Annotated in this window: 17 protein-coding genes; 8 read left to right on the top strand and 9 right to left on the bottom strand. The window is 52.6% G+C overall.

The annotated features are described in order from the left end of the window. Positions 1 to 107 precede the first annotated feature (107 nt). The 6 genes from ACG2E4_RS07050 to secA form a co-directional block, all read right to left on the bottom strand. Complete coding sequence (locus tag ACG2E4_RS07050) at positions 108 to 959, bottom strand: sugar phosphate isomerase/epimerase family protein (RefSeq protein WP_395276114.1); 852 nt, start codon at positions 957 to 959, stop codon at positions 108 to 110. 34 nt (positions 960 to 993) lie between these two features. Then, positions 994 to 4005, bottom strand: a complete 3012-nt coding sequence (locus tag ACG2E4_RS07045; RefSeq protein WP_395276113.1) for a PVC-type heme-binding CxxCH protein — start codon at positions 4003 to 4005, stop codon at positions 994 to 996. A gap of 437 nt (positions 4006 to 4442) precedes the next feature. Then, on the bottom strand, positions 4443 to 4877 hold the full coding sequence (locus tag ACG2E4_RS07040; protein ID WP_395276112.1) for a hypothetical protein: 435 nt from the start codon (positions 4875 to 4877) through the stop codon (positions 4443 to 4445). Positions 4878 to 4971: 94 nt separating this feature from the next. Then, positions 4972 to 5619 carry a LuxR C-terminal-related transcriptional regulator gene (locus ACG2E4_RS07035; RefSeq protein ID WP_395262151.1) on the bottom strand — a complete coding sequence of 216 codons (648 nt, stop codon included), beginning with the start codon at positions 5617 to 5619 and terminating at the stop codon, positions 4972 to 4974. A 513-nt stretch (positions 5620 to 6132) separates the two neighbouring features. Next, the gene (gene ppgK / locus ACG2E4_RS07030; RefSeq protein WP_395262152.1) at positions 6133 to 6894 is read right to left on the bottom strand and encodes a polyphosphate--glucose phosphotransferase; all 762 of its coding nucleotides are present in this window, start codon (positions 6892 to 6894) and stop codon (positions 6133 to 6135) included. Between the two features lie 73 nt (positions 6895 to 6967). Further along, a complete protein-coding gene (secA, locus tag ACG2E4_RS07025) occupies positions 6968 to 10336 on the bottom strand; it encodes a preprotein translocase subunit SecA (RefSeq protein ID WP_395276116.1) in 3369 nt (1122 codons plus the stop codon). 229 nt (positions 10337 to 10565) lie between these two features. Here secA and rpmH point away from each other — a divergent pair, with 229 nt between their 5' ends. From rpmH to ACG2E4_RS06990, 7 genes are all read left to right on the top strand, one after another. Further along, on the top strand, positions 10566 to 10721 hold the full coding sequence (gene rpmH, locus ACG2E4_RS07020) for a 50S ribosomal protein L34 (RefSeq protein WP_395262153.1): 156 nt from the start codon (positions 10566 to 10568) through the stop codon (positions 10719 to 10721). Continuing rightward, on the top strand, positions 10702 to 11139 hold the full coding sequence (gene rnpA / locus ACG2E4_RS07015; protein WP_395276111.1) for a ribonuclease P protein component: 438 nt from the start codon (positions 10702 to 10704) through the stop codon (positions 11137 to 11139). Before rpmH ends, rnpA begins: the two co-directional genes overlap by 20 nt. After that, complete coding sequence (gene yidD, locus ACG2E4_RS07010) at positions 11136 to 11381, top strand: membrane protein insertion efficiency factor YidD (RefSeq protein WP_395276110.1); 246 nt, start codon at positions 11136 to 11138, stop codon at positions 11379 to 11381. The genes rnpA and yidD overlap by 4 nt, the downstream gene beginning before the upstream one ends. A gap of 3 nt (positions 11382 to 11384) precedes the next feature. Further along, positions 11385 to 13199 carry a membrane protein insertase YidC gene (gene yidC / locus ACG2E4_RS07005; RefSeq protein WP_395276109.1) on the top strand — a complete coding sequence of 605 codons (1815 nt, stop codon included), beginning with the start codon at positions 11385 to 11387 and terminating at the stop codon, positions 13197 to 13199. Between the two features lie 215 nt (positions 13200 to 13414). Then, on the top strand, positions 13415 to 14344 hold the full coding sequence (locus tag ACG2E4_RS07000; RefSeq protein ID WP_395276107.1) for a type I restriction enzyme HsdR N-terminal domain-containing protein: 930 nt from the start codon (positions 13415 to 13417) through the stop codon (positions 14342 to 14344). 188 nt (positions 14345 to 14532) lie between these two features. Beyond that, a complete protein-coding gene (locus tag ACG2E4_RS06995; RefSeq protein ID WP_395262158.1) occupies positions 14533 to 15360 on the top strand; it encodes an ABC transporter ATP-binding protein in 828 nt (275 codons plus the stop codon). A 99-nt stretch (positions 15361 to 15459) separates the two neighbouring features. Further along, positions 15460 to 16794: an aminopeptidase P family protein gene (locus ACG2E4_RS06990; protein ID WP_395276106.1), complete on the top strand. Its 1335-nt coding sequence runs from the start codon at positions 15460 to 15462 to the stop codon at positions 16792 to 16794. Positions 16795 to 16863: 69 nt separating this feature from the next. Here the strand turns inward: ACG2E4_RS06990 and ACG2E4_RS06985 are convergent, their stop codons facing one another. Then, on the bottom strand, positions 16864 to 18033 hold the full coding sequence (locus tag ACG2E4_RS06985) for a four-carbon acid sugar kinase family protein (RefSeq protein WP_395276105.1): 1170 nt from the start codon (positions 18031 to 18033) through the stop codon (positions 16864 to 16866). A gap of 120 nt (positions 18034 to 18153) precedes the next feature. Further along, positions 18154 to 19176, bottom strand: a complete 1023-nt coding sequence (gene pdxA / locus ACG2E4_RS06980; RefSeq protein ID WP_395276104.1) for a 4-hydroxythreonine-4-phosphate dehydrogenase PdxA — start codon at positions 19174 to 19176, stop codon at positions 18154 to 18156. Positions 19177 to 19369: 193 nt separating this feature from the next. Here pdxA and ACG2E4_RS06975 point away from each other — a divergent pair, with 193 nt between their 5' ends. Continuing rightward, positions 19370 to 20455 (top strand): MBL fold metallo-hydrolase, encoded by a 1086-nt coding sequence (locus tag ACG2E4_RS06975; RefSeq protein ID WP_395262162.1) that lies wholly within the window; start codon positions 19370 to 19372, stop codon positions 20453 to 20455. A gap of 33 nt (positions 20456 to 20488) precedes the next feature. On the opposite strand, the gene ACG2E4_RS06970 is transcribed toward ACG2E4_RS06975, so the two are convergent. Then, the gene (locus ACG2E4_RS06970) at positions 20489 to 21775 is read right to left on the bottom strand and encodes an Nramp family divalent metal transporter (RefSeq protein ID WP_395276103.1); all 1287 of its coding nucleotides are present in this window, start codon (positions 21773 to 21775) and stop codon (positions 20489 to 20491) included. Positions 21776 to 21876: the final 101 nt, after the last annotated feature.

The raw sequence follows: 21876 nt of genomic DNA, 5'->3' as shown, positions 1-21876 counted from the left end.
TGTTCGCCTGCGGGTGCTTCTGGTAGATCGGGATGAACTCCGCGCCGAAACCCAGCCCGATAATCGCTATGTTTACTTGGTTGTCTGGCATAATAAAATATCTGTTTTTATTTAAAGGTTTTTTCTAAGAAAGTAAGTCCTTCCCGGGCCAGCTGATCCTGGTCGTCGGCAAACGGCTTCCAGATACAGACCGCATCGGCCAGCTCCTGGTTGTCGGAGGTAAAACTTTCGATATTCACATATCCCTGGTAATTGATCGCTTCCAGTCCGCGCCGGAAACTCTCCCAGTCGGTCTGTCCCGTGCCCGGCGTGCCCCGGTAATTCTCCGAAACCTGCACATGAATCAGCTTGTCGCCCGCTATCTTGATTGCTTCTTCAAGACTCCGCTCCTCGATACTCATGTGGAAACCATCCACCATAATTTTGGCGGCGGGATGGCCGATATCCTCTGTCATACGCAGTACATCTTCCGTCGTATTTACCAGATCCGATTCGAAGCGGTTGAGTGGTTCAATTGCAAGCTCCAGTCCCCGCTCGCCCGCTTTTTGGGCCACCTTCCGCAGGTTTTGTACGGCCAGTTCCCACTCGGCCTTCCGGTCTTCGGGCGAAAGCATTCGCGTTTTTCCCACCGCCGAATACATCGGACCCGCTACAAAATCGGTTTCCCAGATTTCACACAAGTCCATCAACGCGTCCAGGTAATCAAAACAGGTTTGGTGATCAGTCGGATCCTTACTTGTCAAATCCCGGCTCGGGCCAAAGGCTCCACAAACCACAGGTTTTAAATCGTATTTCTCAAGTGCCTCTTTGACTCGCTTCCCGTCAATTATCGTGGGATCTTCAACCGGTATCTCAACCACATCGAATCCCATCTCTTTAATTTTGGGAAACAGGGCTACAGATTCCGTTTTAAATGGAGAGAGCCACACCCAGGTACTTACACCAAATGATACATCCACGATACTGTACTATTTTAAGATTCAAATTACATGCTTAGTTTGCAATTACATTCATCACACCCTGCATGGTACGCCAGTGCCCCGGGAACGTACATACGTACGGGTAATCGCCCGGATCTTCCGGAGCGGTAAACGAAAGTGTTATCGTCTGGTTGGGATTCACCAGGTTGGTGGCGTGGAGCACTTCCGGCATATCGGGCACATACTGCAGGTCGCTGCCTTCGGGATCCGCTGCCAGGTCATCGGCCGCCTCCCCAACCTTTTGCAGGGCTCCAGGTTCCACAATCAAGAGGTTATGCTGCATGAAATCGGTATTTTCAAACACGATTTCCACCTGCTGGCCGGCTTCAACCGAAAACTCTTCGATATCATATTTTAGCTCGTTGACCACGGCGCTGATCCGGATTGTTTTCACATCTCCCGAGGCCGCCGCGGATTCGCCCGAAGTATCGCTACTTCCTGACGCTTCCGCCCCGCTTGCCGCCCTGTAGCCTTCCTCATGCTTGCTGGCTGCCAGCTTCAGTGCTTCCGCCAGCCATTCATCTTCCACCACCTGCTGGTTTTGACTCAGGCTGTAAAGCGCTTTCCCGATCTCGCTGCTCTCGGGCATCTCAATGGTGGACAGGATGGCCGTTCGCTGTGTATGAGCGTCCTGATCCTGCAGCACCCCGGATCCAAGAATGGCTGCATTCGCCTTTTCGATTCGCGGCAGGGCTTCTATCGCCGCCTTTCGCACGCCCGCCGCAGGATGCTCCAGGGCTTCTATCGCCACCTGGAGGGCCTCCTCATTTTGCCCGTCGAGGGCTCCAAGCCCGTGCATGGTCCACAAGGCGTGTTGAGCAGCGGTATTCAGGCCAAGGGCATCTACTTCAGTATTTCGAATCTGCCCGTACAGCTCATCCAGCACATCAGTCTCCCCGCGCTCCACCAGCAGCCGCTGTGCGGTGAGCCGCCAGAACATATTGTCGTGTCCGAGAGCCTCAACCAGCGCGCCCGGGTCTTCTTTGCTGAGGCTCATGGTATTGGTGTGCTCGGCCCCGTTGTAGGTAAGGCGGTAAATGCGCCCGTGGGTTCGATCCCTAAGCGGATTTATGTGTGCATTTCCCGCGCCGTTTTCAGCATCCCAGCCGGCGCTCTCTTCGGTGGGAGTGGGATTATGCTGGATCATGAAGTTATACCAGTCAAGAATCCAGAGCGCCCCGTCGGGACCCACTTTCGCCTGGACGGGGGAGACCCACTCATCACGGCTGGCCAGGATATTCCACCCATCTTTTTCGGTGTAACCAGCCCCATCTTCCTCAATCACGGCGCGATGCAGCAGGTTCCCGGTCGGTTCGCTGACAAACGCCACCCGGTTCCAGTATTCCTCCGGAAACTCTCTTGCCGTATAAAACTTAAATCCCGAAGCGGCCGTAAATCCACCGTGCACATCCACCTGGCGGTAATCGCGCGTGATCGGGTGCATGGCGTAGTGGCCGTCAATCTTCTTGCGGCCCGCGCTCCACTGCTGTCGCTCGGTGCCTTCCGGCCATTCATATTCCTGGTAATAGCGCTGTGGAATGCCCATGTACACCACATGCTCGTTGTTTGCTGTAGAGCCAAACACCTCAAAAGTTTCGTTGAATCCCAGTCCCCATGTATTGTTGGAGGTGGCTGTCAAAAATTCGAAATCCAGGTTTTCAAAGTCAGTATTAAACCGGTAAAATCCCTGGCGGAATTCATATTCCTCTCCGCCGATGGTCCCTTTAAAGCCGGAATACCCGACCGTGCCCCAGATCTGGTTATCATACCCGTACTGCAGGTGAGAGGGCCCCGCGTGCGTGTCGAACGTACCCCAGCCGCTGATAACCTTCTCCCGCGTGTCGGCTTTGTCATCCCCGTCGGTGTCCTTTAAAAACAGGAAATCCGGTGCCTGTGAGACCAGCACCCCGCCGTTGACCAGCGTAAGGCTGGTGGGAATATTCAGGTTCTCTGCAAAAATGGTGGTTTTGTCGGCCCGACCGTCGCCGTCGGTATCTTCGAGAATTTTAATACGGTCATCTCCGACTCCATCCTCCTCGCGCACCGTATTGGGGTAATCGACCGTCTCGATCACCCACAGGCGGCCCTGGGCGTCCCACGTCATGTCGATGGGATTGATGACATCCGGTTCCGCGGCAAACAGCTCCAGCTCATAACCGACCGGAACCTGTGTTAATTTTTGTGATTCCTCCGGACTCAGCGGCAGTTGGTACTGGGGCGGTGGATCCTGCTGGCGATAGTTCGGGATCTCCTCCCGTTCCTCATAAATCAACTCCGGGATCGTTGCGGCAAACGCCTCCCAGTCTTCCCGCACCTGGTCGCTGACCGACCAGATAATGCCCTCTTTCAGCAATTCCTGAAACCCGGCTTTTGACCATGTGCGCTCATCGTGCCCGTAGGCGGTATAAAAAACCTTGCCCTCCCCGTGTGTGCGGGTCCAGGTCCACGGTTCCTCCTCCCGCTGCATCAGCACCGTGCGGTCCTCGTTATGCATGTGGTGGACGTAGGTTTCATCCCAGGTCTCAAACTCGGAGAGACTGTCGGTGACCGGATGATCCCGGTTTACAATATCGGCGGTAAACGTGCCGGTCTCGTGCTCCAAAAACTGCGCGCCGACCAGCTCTATGAACGCCTCGGAGTTTCGGAAACAGAAACTGGCCGAATGGATGGGCAAAAATCCCCGGCCGCTTTCCACAAAGTCCAACAGCGCCTGCTCCTGTGAGGTGGTGATTGAGTCGTGGTTGGCATATAACATCAGGGCGTCATACTTGGCCAAGTTTGGCCCGTTCAGGTCTGCCGGATCTTCAGTATAGCTAAAGTGGATACCGTCGTCGGCCAGCGCCGAAGCAAGAATCGGCATATAGGCCTCCGAGTTGTGGTGCTCGCTGTCGTGACCTAAAAACAGCACCTGGATGGGACCCGGCCCGTCATCGACAACAACATCGATTTCCTGTTCAGAAGATTCGCAACCGGCAAAGACCAGTCCAATCACAGTGAGCAACAAGCATTCTTTTAATACACGCATATTAATAGCCTTATTTATCGTTTGAAAATTACGTACCGAGGCTGGATGAAGCAGAATCCCATATCCCTTATCAATCCCAGCGATTATTAAGTGTAAAAAGAACATATATAACCTGCAACGAGAGAAAACACAAATTCTGACCTGCCCCCGCACATCATGATTTACACATTTTAACGTATATAATACTGGATGACCGAGCCTGTTTGTACTTCAAAACAAAACAGCGAACGCTCGATTGAGATCATCCAAATAAATCATGCAGGGGAGCCGGAGCAGTCTGGAGCATGTTATTTTACAATATATACTGCCGGAAATATACAGTTTGCAAGAGCTGGCCCGGGATCCTGGTTTGTCTGAATCAGCTTGGTAGTGTAAAAGACAGGCTGACACTGTGAAAAACATGGAATTCTGGTTTCAGTCCGAACAGACCCGGAATCTTACCCGCAGGACTGCCCGCCCGTGGAGATAATATATCCAAAACAACAGGCAAACACCGTATATGCCACGGCTGCAATTACTATTATTGCGGAATGACTTTCCACGATCAGCCGTTTAAGCAGCATGACAGCAACAACTGCAAAATGAAAAAAATTACCCAGTGCCACCGGGCGGCTGTAGATACCCCCGATTATATTACCCCGTGCCATCCAGTTGAGTATGGCAAATCCGAGGTACATCGCACCCGCTGCTTTTACGAATAAAACCTCTACCCCTTCGGGCGGGGTCCCGTAGTATTCCAGAATTTCCGGGGCAAAAAAGGAGGTCGGCACTCCCAGTACTCCCAGGAACAGGGCACTTGAGGTCATGACGAGCTTTGTGTTCAGAAGGCCCGCGCTACTCTCTTCTCCATCAGTGGATTTTTCCTGACTCATGGTTGAAAGATAGTTTTCGTTCACATTGACAACTCAAACACGCAGTATACGCGATATTTGAGGCTCAATGTTACACCGGCTTTCTCTTGGAAAACTACCCGTCGTTTTCGATCAGGTGCTGGTCGAGCACGTAGTGCCTGATCGCAATATTTGATTTAAGGCCCATCTTCTCCATCACTCGCGACCGGTAGGTATATATGGTTCGCACGCTTACCGAAAGTTCATCGGCAATTTCCTGCATGTCAAAGCCCTCTGCTATCATTTTCATCACCTTTAATTCCTTATCGGATAGCCGCTGTTTTCGAACATTCAGGTTGATCATGTGAATATCATCCGAGAGCTTTTTGGCCACCTCCTTGCTTATAAAGTTCTCCTTTTGACTTACCAGCATATCAACGGCGGCCGCCAGCACGGTATCGAGATTACTGACCTCGAGGTACCCCATGGCCCCGGCCTTGATAATCTCAGCAACCATATCGTCGTCAAAACCGGATCCCACCGCAAGGATGGGAAGTCCCAGGAAGGAGTAGGTAACCTGGTACAGGGCGTCCAGTTTGGGCATGCCACCGGCCCCCACGTGCTGGATAATAATATTGGGCAGCTCCTGCTCCAGCATCCCCATCAACTCAGAAGTGGTTCGCACCCCTCCCAATACATTTGTCTGCAGCGGTCCCTCCATCATTAGTTTTCGTATCTTCTCGTTAATCAGTATATCCTCAGCACTGACAATAATTTTAATCATTCTATATACCTACCTCTCTGCCACAATTTTAGTTACTTGGCGTTCTTGATTTAAGCCTTTTATTAGAAAGCGAGGAGGATTAAATTTTGGCTCCCTGTATGTCTCTCTTTTACTATAAAAGGGAAGTCTCTCCGTGCGTAATCATCGCATAACAATTTATGTATAAATAATTGATTTAATTCATTTTATAAAATTTTCTAATGCTTTTTTATCGCCTTCCAGCCAGTTCGTTTTTACCTCCTGTATGTTTCTGAAAATCAACTTTTGCAGACCCTTTTCCCCGTGACGGCCAGCAGAGATCAGGTACCAGTTTTAGGAGTTCGTTACTGGTATAATCAAATAACGAAACTACGCCTTCGCTTCTTTTGTCGGGGCAGAAGGAGAATTATGAATGTATATTTAGGGATGATGAATTTCGAAGGGAGTGCCGGAATGGAGAACATGGGTCCTTCCCCCTTGTGGCAGTTATGATTAAAAAGCGGGAAGTGAGATTCGAAGGGGGGAGTCGGAACCTTATTGATACTGAAGGTGGGCCTCTTCGCCGGATGCCACGATAGCAGCCCCCACGATACTGGCATCATTCATAAAACCCGCCGCTTTGAATGCGGTATTTATTTTGATATAGGGGAAGGTTTTGTCAGCCTTGCGACTCAGCTGTCCGCCTAGAATAAAAAGATCGGGGTGAAAAATGGTCTCAAGGACTTCCAAAACCTCCTGCAGCCGTTTGCCCCATGTCTTTTTTCGGATACCCTCCTCTTTGCGGGTTCTGTTTGAGGCATGTTTTTCAATAGTGGCGCCCCCTATCTCAATAAGGCCCAGTTCCGTATTGGGCACCAGCAGTCCATCCCGGAAAAGGGACGACCCGATGCCTGTCCCCACGGTTAATACAATAACAGTGCCGTCATGGTGATTTTTCCCCGAACCAAAACGCATTTCGGCGATTCCGGTGGCATCGGTATCGTTGATCACAGAGACCGGATTATCGGTAATCTCGGAAAAGAGTTGAGTGGCATCGGCATCGGTCCATGAGTCGTCGATACGTTTTGCCGATAGTACGACTCCCCGATTGACCGCAGCCGGGAAAGCGCATCCAACCGGTCCCTTCCATTTAAAATGTTTATTTACCACATCATGAAGGCGTGCAAGTATTTTATGGGGCGCCGTTTCATCCAGCGGAGGGGTACTGTAACGGTCGGATATCAGCTCGCCTTTCTCGGTATCGACGATACACCCCTTGATGCCGTAACTGCCTATGTCGATACCCAGTACGTCCATCCCATTTGCTTATTGGTTAATTAGTTATTGGTTACTGGGAATGACGAATCCACAAATAACCGATAACCAACAACTATTTTTCGATAAGAACCCAGCCTTCATCCTCAATCATCCGCTTGGCTTTCTTCCATTTAATATCTATCACTTCACCGCTGTTCATGTTCTGCACCTTCACGTAATCGTTGCGCCCGGGTTCCTCTTCCACGGTTACCGGTTCCGGTTTCTTGTCGCTCCGCTGCTGCTGACCGCCGTTTTCCTGTCCCGTTTTAAAGCCCATGTTGGTGGAATCGGCATGCTGGGTTTTTGCGCGATTCATATCCACCTTGGCTTTCTGCTTGCCGGCCTGCTTCAGTTGCTGGTCTTTGGCCTGCATCTCCGGTATCGCTTTCCAGATCAACGATACGGCTTCCTGGTTGATCTGGTCAATCAGCTGCTTGAACATCTCAAACGCCTCCCTCTTATACTCCAGCAGGGGATCTTTTTGTCCGAACGCGCGCAGCCCGATACCCTCCTTGACGGCATCCAGCTCCCGCAGGTGCTCCATCCATTTGTCATCGATGGTAGACAGTATCGCGGTACGTTCCAGCGCACGTGCCACTTCATGCCCTTCATTTTCCATGGCCCGGTCCACATCCACCACCACCCGCATACGGCGGATTCCGTCAGTAAAGATAACCTGGACTTTTGTCGGCTTTTTTTCCGCATCCGACTCCTTGATGTTTTTAATCACCTCAAACAGCGGCTCGGAGATCATTTGCTCCTTCTTGCGATAGGCTTCGAACGCCTTGTCAATGATATGATCGATCAGGCCGTCTTCCCGCATCCGCTTCATCTGTTCGGCCTCCAGCTCGATATCCACGGCCAGGAACCGGAGGATCGTCTCGCGCAACTGTTCAAATTCCCCTTGGGGAAAGTGTTCTTCCACCACGCGTTCTACGAGATCCTCCACCATTTCGTAGATATCGCTGCGCAGCTGGTCGCCCTCAAGCGCGTGTTTGCGCCGGGCATAGATAACCTCACGCTGATTATTCAGCACATCGTCATATTCGAGCTGCTTCTTGCGGATGCTGAAGTTGTTTTGCTCCACTTTTTTCTGGGCCCGTTCCAGCGACTTGGTGATCCACGAGTGGGTGATCACTTCGCCCTCCTCAAAATTGAGTCGATCCATCACTTTGGCGACCCGGTCAGAAGCGAAAAGCTGCATCAGGTCGTCTTCCAGGGAAACATAAAACTGGGATACCCCGGGATCGCCCTGACGGCCCGCTCGTCCGCGCAACTGCAGGTCAATACGGCGCGACTCGTGCCGCTCGGTTCCGATAATTGCCAGCCCGCCCTTTTCGCGCACGCCCGGTGCCAGCTTAATGTCGGTACCACGCCCCGCCATGTTGGTTGCCACCGTTACCGCGCCGGGATTTCCCGCCTGCGCCACAATTTCGCTTTCGCGGGCGTGTTGCTTTGCGTTCAACACGTTGTGCGGGATATTCTGCCGCTTCAGCATCCGGCTGATCGTCTCCGATACATCCACGCTGGTGGTTCCGACCAGCACCGGCTGTCCCTTGTCATGATACTCCTGAATTTTTTCGATAACGGCGTTGTATTTTTCCCGCTTCGTGCGAAAGACGAGGTCTTCCTTGTCATCCCGGATAACCGGTTCATTGGTGGGGATGACAACCACATCCAGGTCATAAATTTCGGTAAATTCGCCCTCTTCCGTGGCGGCCGTACCGGTCATGCCCGACAGCTTGTGATACATCCGGAAATAGTTCTGCAGGGTGATGGTGGCGTAGGTCTGGGTCGTGGCCTCCACTTTTACATCCTCCTTGGCCTCAATCGCCTGGTGAAGCCCGTCGGAGTAACGGCGGCCGGAAAGTACTCGGCCGGTGTGCTCATCTACAATCTGTACCTTGCCCTCCTGTACGATATACTCCTCTTCGCGTTCGAACAGGGTATAGGCTTTCAATAGCTGATTGACGGTGTGAATACGGTCACTGCGCTCGGAAAAAGTTCGACGCAACTCGTTAAAACGCTTTTCCCGCTCCTGCTTAACCTCCTCTTTGGCCTCCTCAATCTTTTTCTGCTTGTACTCTTCACTGAACTCATCATTGCTTTCAATCTCCGCGATCTTCTCTCTTTCAAGCGCTTCCATCTCCTCGTCGATATCGGTGGTTTCCGTTCCGATATCCGGAATAACAAAGAAATCCTCGTCCTCGTCCGCCTTGGTGATGAAGTCCTGCCCCTTCTCCGTCATTTCGATGGTGTTTTGCTTCATATCCACCGCGTAGTAGAGCTCTTTGTCAACTTCCGGCAGCCGGCGGGCATTATCCTGCAGGTAAAACGCTTCCGTCTGCTGAAGCAGGCGCTCGTTGGCCGGTACCTGCATCATCTTGCGGAACTGCCGGTTTTTCGGGAACCCGCGCTGGGCACGGTACAGAGCCAGTCCCGCCGCCTCTTCGTTTCCATCTTCAAGGTGCTGTTGTGCATCTTTGACCAGGCTGGCCACCAGTTTTTTCTGGGCGCGTACCAGGGATTCCACCCGCGGTTTGAGCTCTTTGTACTTGTGAGACTGGGTATCCTCCGGCACGGGGCCCGAGATGATCAGCGGTGTTCGCGCCTCATCGATCAGAATCGAATCGACCTCGTCAATAATACAGTAGTGATGCTCGCGCTGCACCATCTGTTCGGAGCTTATCACCATGTTGTCGCGCAGGTAGTCGAAGCCAAACTCGTTATTGGTTCCATAGGTGATATCGGCCCGGTATGCCTGGCGGCGCTGCTCGGAGTTGGGTTTATACCGGTCGATACAGTCCACTTCCAAGCCATGAAAATTAAAAATCGGCTCATTCCACTCCGCATCCCGTTTGGCCAGGTAATCATTAACGGTAACGATGTGGACTCCGCGCCCGGCAAGGGCATTCAGGTAGGCGGGAAAGATCGCGGCCAGCGTTTTACCCTCCCCGGTCTTCATCTCTGCAATACGTCCCTGGTGCAACACGATGGCTCCCACCAGCTGTACATCGTATGGGATCATGCCCCATTCATTTTCGCTGCCCCCGACCATCCATTTTTTACCTACAAATCGCCGGCAGGTATCCTTCAACACGGCAAATGCCTGGGGCAGGATCTCCCAGAGCACCTCTTCGATTACCTCGTTTCGTTCCTCCTCCAGGGCATCCACCAGCTCCGTCAGCTCACGATGCTCACTAACCGTCAGCTCTACCTCGTTGCTGTTCAATTTTCTTTTGGCCTCCTCGAGCTCCTTATCGATCCCGGCCGTGGCCTCATTGATCTGCGCCTTAAAACCTTCGGTCTTCTGCCGCAGCTCCTCATCGGAAAGCTGCTGCATCTTTTCGTCGTACGCATTGATCTCGTCTACGATGGGCCACAGCTTCTTCAGGTCACGCTCGCTTTTCGAGCCAAATAGCTTGGTGAGAATGTCAGTAATTGTATCAAGCATATTGCTTCAGATATGGATGTTCAAAATCACAGTTCTGTAAGGTACAGTTTAGCGATTCCCTGTTCAAATTAATGTATAATAAAACAAACAGATGTTCCTTAACAAGTGTGTCATGCAGGTCAACAAAACTGATAATTGGGGGTTCTTATTGTCCAATTTAATTGTTAAATTGTGGGTCTGTTTTAAACTGTAGTTTTCATAAAAGAGATGTTTCACCATGAAACGCACATATCAACCAAGTAGTCGTAAACGGAAGAACAAGCATGGATTCCGTAAACGCAACAGCAGCAAAAACGGAAAGAAAGTGCTGAAGCGTCGCCGCAAAAAGGGACGTCACAGTTCAACCGTCAGTGATGAAAAAGGACCGAAGTAACGAATTGACTTCGCCTTCCGAGAGGGATTTTAGCTTGCCAAGAGCTAAAATCCTGAGGGGGCGCAACAATTTTCAGCGCCTCTTTCAACCAGGTGCCACCACACTCCGTAACGAGCTGGTAGATCTTCGTTTTCGCATCTATCCCGATTGCAACGACGGCTGCCTGGTCGGCTTTATTGCCAAAAAGAGCCTCGGCAAGGCAGTAAAACGCAACAGGATAAAACGGCTGCTTCGGGAAGCTTACCGGTTGAACCAGCATATATTGACATCCTTTTTTGAACAAACATCATATAGTTTCCACGGTGTGTTAATGGCCAAAACCATTGAAATGGATTTTGATACGGTGCAGGATCAGGTTGCTGACCTGCTACAACGCGCCCAAAAACACCTGCGTCCTCTCACAGAACCGGGTTCATGAAGTACCTGCTAATCGGCCTAGTACGTCTATATCAGTTAATACTCTCTCCTTACCTGCCCAGCAGTTGCAGGTACCATCCCACCTGTAGTCAATACAGCATAGAAGCCCTGCGCAAGCATGGTGCCATAAAGGGTGGCTGGCTGACGATCAAACGTATCGCCCGTTGCCATCCCTGGAGCAGCGGCGGCTTTGACCCGGTACCCGAACCGCAACAAGAACTCACAAACCCTGAAAAAGGATAACTTTTGGATCGTAATACAGTAACTGGACTGACTTTAATATTTATCATCATGCTGGCGTGGTTTTATTTCACCATGCCCAGCCCGGAGGAGATGCAACGCCGGCAGGCCGAGCAGGCACGCCAGGACAGCATAGCCGCCGCACAGGCGCAGGCTGATTCTCTTGCCCTGCAGGAGGAGCGGGAGCCTGTCGCCGATACCGCGCAAGCACCTGAGGAACAGCAAGCGGCTCAACCCACCCTCCGCGGGGAGGAAGAGGAAACAGACCAGGAGCTGGGGATATTCGGGACCGCATCTGTGGCTGACACCGCAAAAACCGTTGTGGAGACCCCGTTGTACAGGGCGGTATTCACCAACGTGGGAGCCGGGCCTGCCAAGCTTACCCTGAAAAATTACGAAACCTGGAATCACGCCCCTGTCCAGATGATTGCAGATACCACGCAATCCGCCTATTCCGTCGGGTTCCTTTCCAACGAAAATTATAATATCGAAACCGAGGATATCCTTTTTGAGCAGGTAACACCGGGGCAGGAGCTGCAGCTTGAAGAGGGCGAGACGAGGGAGTTGCAGTACGCCCTCAACCTGTCAAACGGCGGGCAAATCCTGTATACCTACCTGCTGCGGGGCGATTCATATGAGATTGATCTATCCATTGAGTTTTCCGGACTTGAACGCAATATCATTGGCGGTACCATCGATTTCGGATGGAAACCCCGGCTCCGGTTTACTGAGAAGGATCACGCCACCGAGGGCCAGCAATCTTCTGCCTATGCCTTCCTGGGCGGTGAGATGGAACAGCTCAACCTGACCGAGGCGGGCCGGGAGGAACAGAGCTTTAACGGAACCATCGACTGGGTTGCCACAAGAACAAAATTCTTTTCCCAGATTATTGAACCGGCTACAAACAGCGAGGGGGCCCTGCTGATCGGGGAAGTCAGCGGCTCGGTAGACAACCCGAACACGCTCCACCACTACCAGTCCTTTATCACCAGCGATATACCCGACGACGGGGTCGTAGCGTACCGCATGTTCGTGGGACCGCTCTCCTACAACTCGCTCAAGCAGTTTGATACCAACACCTATGACATGGTGGATGTGGGCTGGAGCTGGATTCGCTGGTTCTCCGACCCGCTGGTACGATATGTCGTAATCCCGTTTTTTGGGTTTACCAGCCCGTTTATGAATACCGGCATGGCGATTATCCTGTTTGCTGTCCTGGTTAAACTCATCCTCTACCCGCTGACCAAGAAAAGTTACAAAAGCATGGCGGCGATGAAGGAGCTGCAGCCGAAGATGAAGGAGATCCAGGAAAAATACAGTGACAACCCCGAAAAACAGCAGAAGGAGACCCTGAAACTCTACAAAGAGGCCGGCGTCAACCCGCTGGGCGGCTGCCTGCCCAACCTGTTGCAGTTCCCGATCCTGATTACCCTGTGGCGATTTTTCCAAAACTCCATCCTGATCCGCCAGGAGGAGTTTCTATGGGCCGCCGACCTTTCCGCCCCCGACTACATACTCAGTCTTCCGTTCAGCATCCCGTTTTTAGGGGATCAGCTGGCCGGTTTTGTCCTGTTGATGACCGGGGCGATGGTGGCCCAGAGCAAGCTCACTGGCGGCATGGGAGGCAGCATGGGCGGCGGTGGTGGCATGACCGGCGGCCAGATGAAGATGTTCCAGTACCTGCTGCCCGTGATGCTGCTGTTTATTTTTAACAACTTCGCAGCGGGACTCAGTCTCTACTACCTGATCTACAATGTGATGTCGATCGGTCAGCAGCTGCTTATTAACCGCCAGATCGACAAGGAGAACGGCGAAGGGTAAAACCCTTTCTCTTTTCCCACTTTTCAACCCTCCGGGCGCCTGGAACCCGGAGGGTTTTACATTATAGGGCTCTTCGTACATCCCTGTTTTCCGACAGCTCTTGTATTTTTCGCGTGGCGTACTCATTTTCTTCGGTTTTAACTATTTCTATTTGCTTGATTACCACATTTTCCGCATTGTTGCGAGGTGAACAGGAAACAAAGTAACGGCCTTTTATGTCCAGTATCGCCCACAATCACTACCCGAAGATGGTCTGGCGGGACGGCGTTCGGAGCCTGTGGAATCCCATCCACAAAAAGACGTTGAAAAACAGGCCGGAAGAGCGCGTGCGGCTTCGGATAATTGAGGCCCTGGTAGAAGCCGGATGGTCGCGACACCGAATTTCAACGGAAGAGGCCCTCCGCTCAAGAGAACAGAAAACGCGGCGTACCGACATCATCTGCTATGACCAGGAGTTCAATCCCAAAATTTTGGTGGAGTGCAAAGCTGAACGCGTGCCGATTTCTGCCGGAGTCGCCGAGCAAACCGCCCGGTACAACCGTGCCGTTAATGCGCCCTACCTGTTGATGAGCAACGGGCTCACCGACTGCTGGTACCGCATTCCCGGGCAGGGAAAACCTGACCGGCTGGAATCCGTTCCATCCCTGCTTGATATTCCCGCACAGCCTCCGCCGCGCGACTATACATACTGGAAAGAGCGGGGATTTACAGGAAAAAAGACAACCGACTCTACACTCCGAAACTGGCTGACGTCGGTACTGAACTCATTATGGAATCCCAATAGGGGAGAAATCCGGTATATTAACTTCAGCAACAGTCCCTCTGAACTGCCAATGGAACACTATTTCCGGATCTTCCAGCTTAACCAGGGCCGGGTGGCACTGGGCATTCAAAATACCCCCTTTGGGGGGACCCGGCTGCTGGCCGTAATAAACCGCGAAAACCAAAACGTTGGGCTTATCGACCTGAACCTGGACCTGGTCGCCACCGAAACCTCCCCGAATGCCACGGTCTATTCCGAGACCAAAACCCAAAATTTTGATCTTCACGCACACGCACCGTTCAAACTTGATGCAGAGCCGGACCCCGAAACGATCTCTAAACTCCCGGCACACCTCGATGCCCTTTTCGATGAGCTCGTATAGGGAAATGTCGTCCAACCCGCTTCAAATACTTCTGTCAGCGGAAGGCTTTCCAGGCCAATTTTGTTCAAACGGGGTTATTTTGGGACGACGCCACACATTTTTCAGGTGACAAACATGTTCGTATTATTGCAAACAAGCTGCGCTGGCAGATTTTTTAAAACCAATGAACCGCAACACCTAATATTAGCATGAAACACTCGCAGGGACAACCTATTTTACAAATCAACAACGCCACCACTTATCGAAACGATACCAAGGTAATGGACCGGTTTTCCATGACGATTCATGAGATGGAGCATACCGCCATTGTAGGGCCAAACGGTTCCGGGAAATCAACGTTGATCCAGCTGCTCACCCACCAGCTGCACCCGGTGGCGCCGGAAGACGGAACGCCTGTAATCCAGGTTTTTGGCAACGATCGATGGATTGTTTCCGAGCTGAGAAAACGGATCGGTATTGTTTCATCGGACCTGGAATACCAGATAGTGCACAACCTGAAAAAGGGATACCTGAGCGGGCGCGAAGTCGTTATGTCCGGTTTCTTTTCCAGCATGCAGCTGTTTGGGCATCACGAAATTACAGGGGCGATGAAGCGACAGGCGGACCAGGCACTGGCCAGGATGGAGGCCGGCTACCTGGCCGACCGGATGTTCAACCGGATGTCGGCCGGGGAAGCACGGCGGGTGCTTATTGCCCGGGCGCTGGTCACCAAGCCTGATATGCTGGTACTGGATGAGCCCACCACCGCCCTGGACTTTGTGGCACGGCAAACCTGCCTGCAGCTTATCCAGGAGATTGCGCGAACGGGCACGACCATCATCATCGTGACCCATCACGTCGAAGAGATCATCCCGGAAATCGAGAAAGTCATTCTGCTGAAAGAGGGGAGGGCGGTACATGCTGGTCCCAAGAAAGAGATTTTGACGTCTGATACACTGAGCTCCGTATTCGGGCACCCGCTTACGCTCAACAAAAACGGGGAGACCTACCGCGTAGAGCTGAATCTTTCGTCTTGACTCCCTTTAGGGTCCATCCACACGCACTGTTCCTTAATTCCAAATTCTACCGTTAATCTTGTAACTTCACCGTCCTCCGCAATAATAGTTGATACACTTATGAGACACCTCCATCGAGACAAGCTGCTGTCCCTTTTTGAAGAAGGCCAACATGCCATCATTTATATGAAGGGGGCCGAGCTGAAATATCGCTACGACACCGACTACGAGTTCCCGTTCCGCCAGGAGTCGAACTTTTGGTATCTCTCCGGCGTCAATGAGCCCGACTTCCACCTGATCTTCGACTTAACCAGCCATGAGTATCACCTGTTTGCTCCCAGGCGCGATGCCAATTACGCCGTGTGGCACGGCCGGGTAAAATCGATGGAGCAGTACCGCGGGGAATATGACCCGGATCACCTGCACTGGGATTCCGCCTTGCCCAAAGTCCTGAACAAGCTCGACCCGGATCGCATCTACTGTCTGAATGAAGAACAGGCCGAATATATCGAGGAGTTCGACCGCAACACGCCGATCGACCTGGATTCCCTGGAGGAAGCACTGACCCACTGCCGCGTTTTCAAGACCGACTGGGAGCTCGACCAGATGCGGGAAGCGGCTCGCATCAACAATATCGCCCACACCGAGGTGCTTCGGACGCTGGCTCCCGGGAAGCATGAATATGAACTTAAAGCAATATTCGACTATCACCAGGTCCGGCACGGGCTGCTGCAGGATGCCTACAACGGTATCTTCGCTTCCGGTCCCAACAGCGCCATTCTGCACTACGTGGAAAATAACCGGCAGATCAGGGAAGGCGATTTCTTTTTGATTGATGCCGGCTTTGAGTACGAAGGGTACGCCTCCGACTTTACGCGTACCTATCCCGCCAATGGATCGTTCTCCAAAGACCAGGCGACCATCTACCAGGTTGTGCTCGACGCCCAGCAACAGGTCATCGAAGATATCGAACCGGAGGTGGGTATGGAGGAACTGCATATGACGTCTGCCGAGATCATGATGCAGGGACTGGTGGATGCCGGCATCCTTGACGGGCGCGTGGAGGATTTGATGAAAAATGACATTTTTGCGCTTTTCTTTCCTCATGGACTCGGCCACTTCCTCGGGCTTGACACCCACGATGTGGGCGGGTATCCCAAAGGAGTGGACCGTATCGACCGCCCCGGCATCAAATACCTGCGCGCCCGCCGTACCCTGCAACCCGGCATGGTACTCACGATTGAGCCCGGGATCTATTTTATCCCCGCCCTGCTGAAGCCGGCCCTTGAAGATGAAACGAAATCGAAATTCCTCAACAGTTCCAGGATAGAAGAACTGCTGTCGTTCGGCGGTGTTCGGATTGAAGACAACATCATTGTTACGGAAGAGGGGTACGAGAACCTAACAGAGGTACCGAAAGAGCGGGAGGAGATTGAGAACGTAATGTCGAAGTGACCTCCCGCATGCGGTTGCATCTCTGCGCCTTTGCTGACAGCCCGACCTGTGAGCTATTTTGACGTTTCCCTACGGCCAGAGAGCGGCTGGCCAGCTGTAGCTGCCGGGCTTAACGGTAACAGAAGGCCCGGGGGAGTTGTCGCCTGCCGGCTGCATGCGGATGACGCCCCGTGCAAAATGATTTGTCGGCTTGAACCTGGAGCAGCCCAGCGCCCGCACCACTTCCGAAGCGGTGGTTCCTCCCTCAACGACAATATCCCGGAGAGCGACTCTTTTTAAAACCGCCGCGGTCACATCCGCAAGCATTCCCGGAATCTTCTCTGCCAGTACTGCTTCATTCCCGGTAACTTCAGCCGACAGCACCACACTATTTGTTGAGCCAAATTTGGCGATCACCTGTTCGGCTACGGCTTCTGTTATGTTGGCCTCATTACGTCCGGGCTGCCCGACTTTAAGCTGGACCTGTTTCGGTTCGCGGACGGACAGCTTTTCCAGCATCATCTCCACCTTGCTGAGGCTGCTTCCGCAGACAAACAACCTGTCCTGGTGCTCCGTATCAAACGGAGGTCCCGACTTTTTTCTCGGGTAAAATCCCATTGAACGGAGCAGAGCCCTCCAAAAATCAGCCGCTCCCGCCGGAATGAGATGGGAGTCAAGGTTTTCCGCCCAGTATCGAATATCATCCCCATATTGGGTGTCCGGAAGATAGACGTTACCGGTTTGACCGGGAATAGCGGAGCGACCTTGCAGTCGTTTGATTTCTGTTCCATGTTCGCTACCGCTGCCGGCACCTGCCAGGGCAACAACATCCGATGTATGGACCGGAAACTCCGGGTCCGATGCAAACACCGTTTGGTGCAGGGGGTGCCCGTCAATCAGATATATTCCGTTGGAAATGGTTCTTCCCATTGACGGGTTGGCAGGAACCAGCAGCACCGACCGGCCGGGGCTGTTGTCAAGCAGCAGCGACAACTCCATACCCACATGCCCCCTTAATACGGAATCGACTTTCTTGTAGATAAGCTCAAATTCATATCGCTTTATATTTTTTGCGACTCGCTTCATGGTGACAGCAGCCCTCTCCCTGGTTTTGGACCGGGTATTGGTATCCAGGATCACCACATCAGCCGTCGTCTCAACCTGGGGCTTCGTCTGGATTTCAACCTCCAGGCCAGCATCCATCGCAATGCCTGCCAATTCCGCTGCCCCGCTAAAATCGTCTGATATAACAAGTATCAATGTCCCGTTCCTTTTTCATCAGCAGAGGACGTTGCCCACAATGATTTTTCAACACCCTCTTGTATGTGATCTACTGTCAAATATTTCATATCATGTGCCGCCTGAATTCCAGCACCGGCCCTATCCCACCATCTGCACCGCATATTGAATGGCATGCACCAGGCTCTGGGGACTGGCAATTCCCTGCCCGGCGATATCAAAGGCCGTTCCGTGATCGACCGATACCCGGATAATCGGAATGCCTAGTGTTATGTTAACCCCGCGAATTTTACTCCACGCACTGCTTTCCTGGTCCCATTCAAATCCTTTCACTTTAAAAGGGATGTGACCCTGGTCGTGGTACATCGCCACGCAGCCATCGTAAAAGCCGCCCACGACCCTGGGATACAAGGTGTCGGCAGGGTACGGTCCCTCCACCCGGATTCCATTTTTGGCCGCCTCCTCTACAGCCGGGATAATCTCCTGTTCTTCCTCCCGGCCAAATAACCCTCCATCACCGGCGTGCGGATTCAGCCCGCATACAGCCAGTTTGGGCTTGTCGATGCCAAACTGCACACAGGCCTCATGTAACAGCCGGATCACATGGAGCACCCGGTCTTTTTTTACCAGCCGGCACGCTTCCGCGAGCGATACGTGGGTGGAAACATGAATGACACGAAAATTACCATCGGCCAGCAACATGGCCACCTGGTCGGTATTGGTGTACCGGGCATATATTTCCGTATGACCGGCGAAGTTGTGGCCAGCCCGATTCAGCGATTCCTTGTGGATGGGGGCGGTAACGGTGGCATCAATTGTTCCCTCCATCGCCAGTTCAATATTCTTCTCTATAGCCCGAAAGGCGGCATCGCCGGCCCCTGCTGAAACCGTGCCGTACGACAGCGTGTCGATAGTCTCATTCTGGGTATCGCACACCTGGATTTTTCGGCGGCCGTACTCTCTGCCGGTCTCATTTTGCTGCCAATGCTGAACCTCTCTGTCAATACCTGTCAGCTCAGCCGCTTTCTGTATTACGGACAGATCTCCCACAATCACAGGCCGGCATCTTTTCAGCACAGCCGGATCCGTTACGGCCTTCACACATATTTCCGGCCCAATGCCAAACGGGTCGCCCATTGAAATCCCAATAATCGGTTTATCCATTTACTTGCTTCCGTTCTATTTTTCTGAGTGATCAATCAGCAGGAACTTAAATACAATCTATTCCAGTTTACAATAATCATATTATTCACAGGCAACAGAATCATTGCCGGTCGACAGGTATTAAATAAGTCGCACGCTTTTTGTATTATCCCACTTCATTTAGTTAACAATTAATATACACAGAAACGGTTCAATGGACATTATTACATGGTCTGCAGCAGTCGTCCTGGGGCTGACAGTGGCTACACTTGTTGTGGATTTTATCATTTCGGCCCCGACCGCATCCGGACCCACATCCGACCATTTCGACGGCAAACGATTTTCCAATCCCAACGGCTCCCGGGAACGAGGTTTTGTAGACATCATCAAATGGGCCCTCACCGGTGACCGGGGGGAATGGAAAGAGCTCACGCTGCAAGAGGCGCCCCATGGTACGGTCCCGGAGAGGAGCTCCGACAGCAACGAGGAGGCGGTATTTACATTTGTAAATCACGCTACCTTCCTTATTCAAACACAGGGTTTCAACATTTTGACAGACCCGATCTGGAGTTACCGGGCCAGCCCGTACCAGTGGATCGGCCCCAGGAGAATGCGTCCGCCGGGACTAAAATTTGAAGATCTGCCCGACATCCACATGGTGCTCATCAGCCACAACCATTACGATCATTTGGACATTGACACCGTGATCCGGCTAAATGAGATTCACGATCCGCTGTTCGTGGTGCCCCTGGGCGTTGCAAGCTACCTGGAAGAAAACGGCATCTACAACACCGTGGAACTCGACTGGTGGCAGCGACATGAATACAGTTCGAACTTGTCTGTAAGCGGGGTGCCGGCCCAGCACTTCTCCGGGCGCGGCCTTACCGATCGAGACAAGACCCTGTGGTGCGGGTATGTGCTGGAACAGCCCAACGGCAACATCTACTTTGCGGGCGATACCGGCTACGACGGCTTTTTTGAGGATATCGGCCGCCGGTTTGCCCCTATCGATACAGGCCTCATCCCGATCGGGGCTTACCGCCCGCGCTGGTTTATGCGACCGATCCATGTGAATCCCGATGAAGCTGTTCAGATCCACAATGACATCAGGGCCCGTCAGAGCATCGGCATGCATTTTGGCACCTTTCCGCTGGCTGACGAAGCGATGAGGGACCCGATTGAAGATTTGGCCAGCGCCCGCAAAAAATATGGCGTGGCAGCAAATGAATTCCTAACACTGCAAGAAGGCGAATCGCACCACGTTTTGCGCTCCACTACCGGCAAAGCCGCTGCCGGATAACATTACAAAGCCCAGGACCCAAGACCCAAAAAACTAAAACCGGATGATCCAGTAAAGGTACAGCAGCGCAAAACCCGCCAGGAATATCATCCCCGCCCAGCTCAGCCAGCGCAGCCAGGACTTCGGCTTGCCCCACTCCGGCATCGCTTCTCCCGTCACCAGCCGGTAATTGATATAAGCCAGCACCGGCGCCGTCAGGAAGGAGAGGGTCGTGGCCAGGTCTATAAGCAGGGTAAACTGATCTCCCAGGAAGTAGAGTACGCCCAGGGAGACCACCGGGGTGGAGACCAGCAAGATCCGGAAAATCCTGCTGTTGTCCTTTTCGGGAAATGTTTCCGGCATCATCACCTCCAGCATCCGGCGGGAAACGCGGGGATACGCATCAGTGACCGTAAGCGTGGTGCTGAACATGGTGGTAAAGGCGCAGATGATGATCACCAGGTACGCCCACTCCCCGAGGCTGCTTGTATAGAGGCTGATGAGCTGGTTTGCAAAAACGGCTCCACTTGATGCATACTCTTCGCCGCTTCCATACATCACCAGGGCGCCCAGGATTAAAAATCCGAGGGCCAGGAACGCTGCCCCGATATACCCGATATTGAAATCTAGCAGCGACTCCTTTAGCCTCGGCCGGTATTGGGTCTGCTTGGCCCGCTCCAGCGACCACAGGGAGTGCCAGGCGGCAGAATCAATCGGAATCGGCATCCATCCCATTAAAGCGATCAGGAAGGAGACGCCCGCGTAATCCCAGATATCGGGATAGTAGTCTGCCACTTCCTGCTGGCCTCCCTGCGACAGGGCCACCACCAAGGCAACCAGCGTTGACACTGCCAGGATAATCATAATGAACTTTACGGAGCCGTCCAGCGCAGAATACTGGCCTGAAAGAAGCAGCACCACACAGATGGCCAGCAAAAGGGCACTCCAGGTTAACGGGGAAAGGGCCAGGCCGGTCAACTCGGCGGCCAGGCTTGCCGTCACCACCGTTACCGCCGCCTGGATAATAAACATCGTGCCAACAGTAAAGACAAGGAATATCCATATTGCCCAGTTGCCCAGCCGCTTGTATCCCTCAATCAAGCTCTCCCCGGTGGCGATGGCATAGCGCGGGCCATACTCCAAAAAGGGATACTTAAAAATATTAGCCAGCAGCAGGGCCCAGACCATGGCAAAACCGTAGGTGGCACCAGCCCGGGTCGATTGCACCAGGTGTGATACCCCAATGGCCGCAGCGGCCATCAACAAGCCCGGTCCCAGACTTTTTTTAATTCCATCCCATGTACTTCTTTCAGACTCGTTGCCAGAACGCTCGTTCCCCATAAACAAGGTTTGATTTAAACTATTTTACGATGAGCTACGATAATGAATTTAGCTGTCAAAATAAAAGAGAGGAAATAGCTGGCAATGGACAGAGACTGCCT

Source organism: Halalkalibaculum sp. DA384, from assembly GCF_043951955.1.
Lineage (GTDB): Bacteria > Bacteroidota > Rhodothermia > Balneolales > Balneolaceae > JAMQKA01.
The sequence above is the reverse complement of the archived record's forward strand: the minus strand, read 5'-3'. Positions and strand labels throughout refer to the sequence as shown.

What these genes read in the sequence shown, in the direction of transcription:
- ACG2E4_RS07045 (WP_395276113.1), bottom strand. Translation starts at nt 4,005, where the DNA reads ATGCGTGTATTAAAAGAATGCTTGTTGCTCACTGTGATTGGACTGGTC.
- ACG2E4_RS07040 (WP_395276112.1), bottom strand. Translation starts at nt 4,877, where the DNA reads ATGAGTCAGGAAAAATCCACTGATGGAGAAGAGAGTAGCGCGGGCCTT.
- ACG2E4_RS07035 (WP_395262151.1), bottom strand. Translation starts at nt 5,619, where the DNA reads ATGATTAAAATTATTGTCAGTGCTGAGGATATACTGATTAACGAGAAG.
- ppgK (WP_395262152.1), bottom strand. Translation starts at nt 6,894, where the DNA reads ATGGACGTACTGGGTATCGACATAGGCAGTTACGGCATCAAGGGGTGT.
- rpmH (WP_395262153.1), top strand. Translation starts at nt 10,566, where the DNA reads ATGAAACGCACATATCAACCAAGTAGTCGTAAACGGAAGAACAAGCAT.
- rnpA (WP_395276111.1), top strand. Translation starts at nt 10,702, where the DNA reads ATGAAAAAGGACCGAAGTAACGAATTGACTTCGCCTTCCGAGAGGGAT.
- yidD (WP_395276110.1), top strand. Translation starts at nt 11,136, where the DNA reads ATGAAGTACCTGCTAATCGGCCTAGTACGTCTATATCAGTTAATACTC.
- ACG2E4_RS07000 (WP_395276107.1), top strand. Translation starts at nt 13,415, where the DNA reads ATGTCCAGTATCGCCCACAATCACTACCCGAAGATGGTCTGGCGGGAC.
- ACG2E4_RS06995 (WP_395262158.1), top strand. Translation starts at nt 14,533, where the DNA reads ATGAAACACTCGCAGGGACAACCTATTTTACAAATCAACAACGCCACC.
- ACG2E4_RS06990 (WP_395276106.1), top strand. Translation starts at nt 15,460, where the DNA reads ATGAGACACCTCCATCGAGACAAGCTGCTGTCCCTTTTTGAAGAAGGC.
- pdxA (WP_395276104.1), bottom strand. Translation starts at nt 19,176, where the DNA reads ATGGATAAACCGATTATTGGGATTTCAATGGGCGACCCGTTTGGCATT.
- ACG2E4_RS06975 (WP_395262162.1), top strand. Translation starts at nt 19,370, where the DNA reads ATGGACATTATTACATGGTCTGCAGCAGTCGTCCTGGGGCTGACAGTG.
- ACG2E4_RS06970 (WP_395276103.1), bottom strand. Translation starts at nt 21,775, where the DNA reads ATGGGGAACGAGCGTTCTGGCAACGAGTCTGAAAGAAGTACATGGGAT.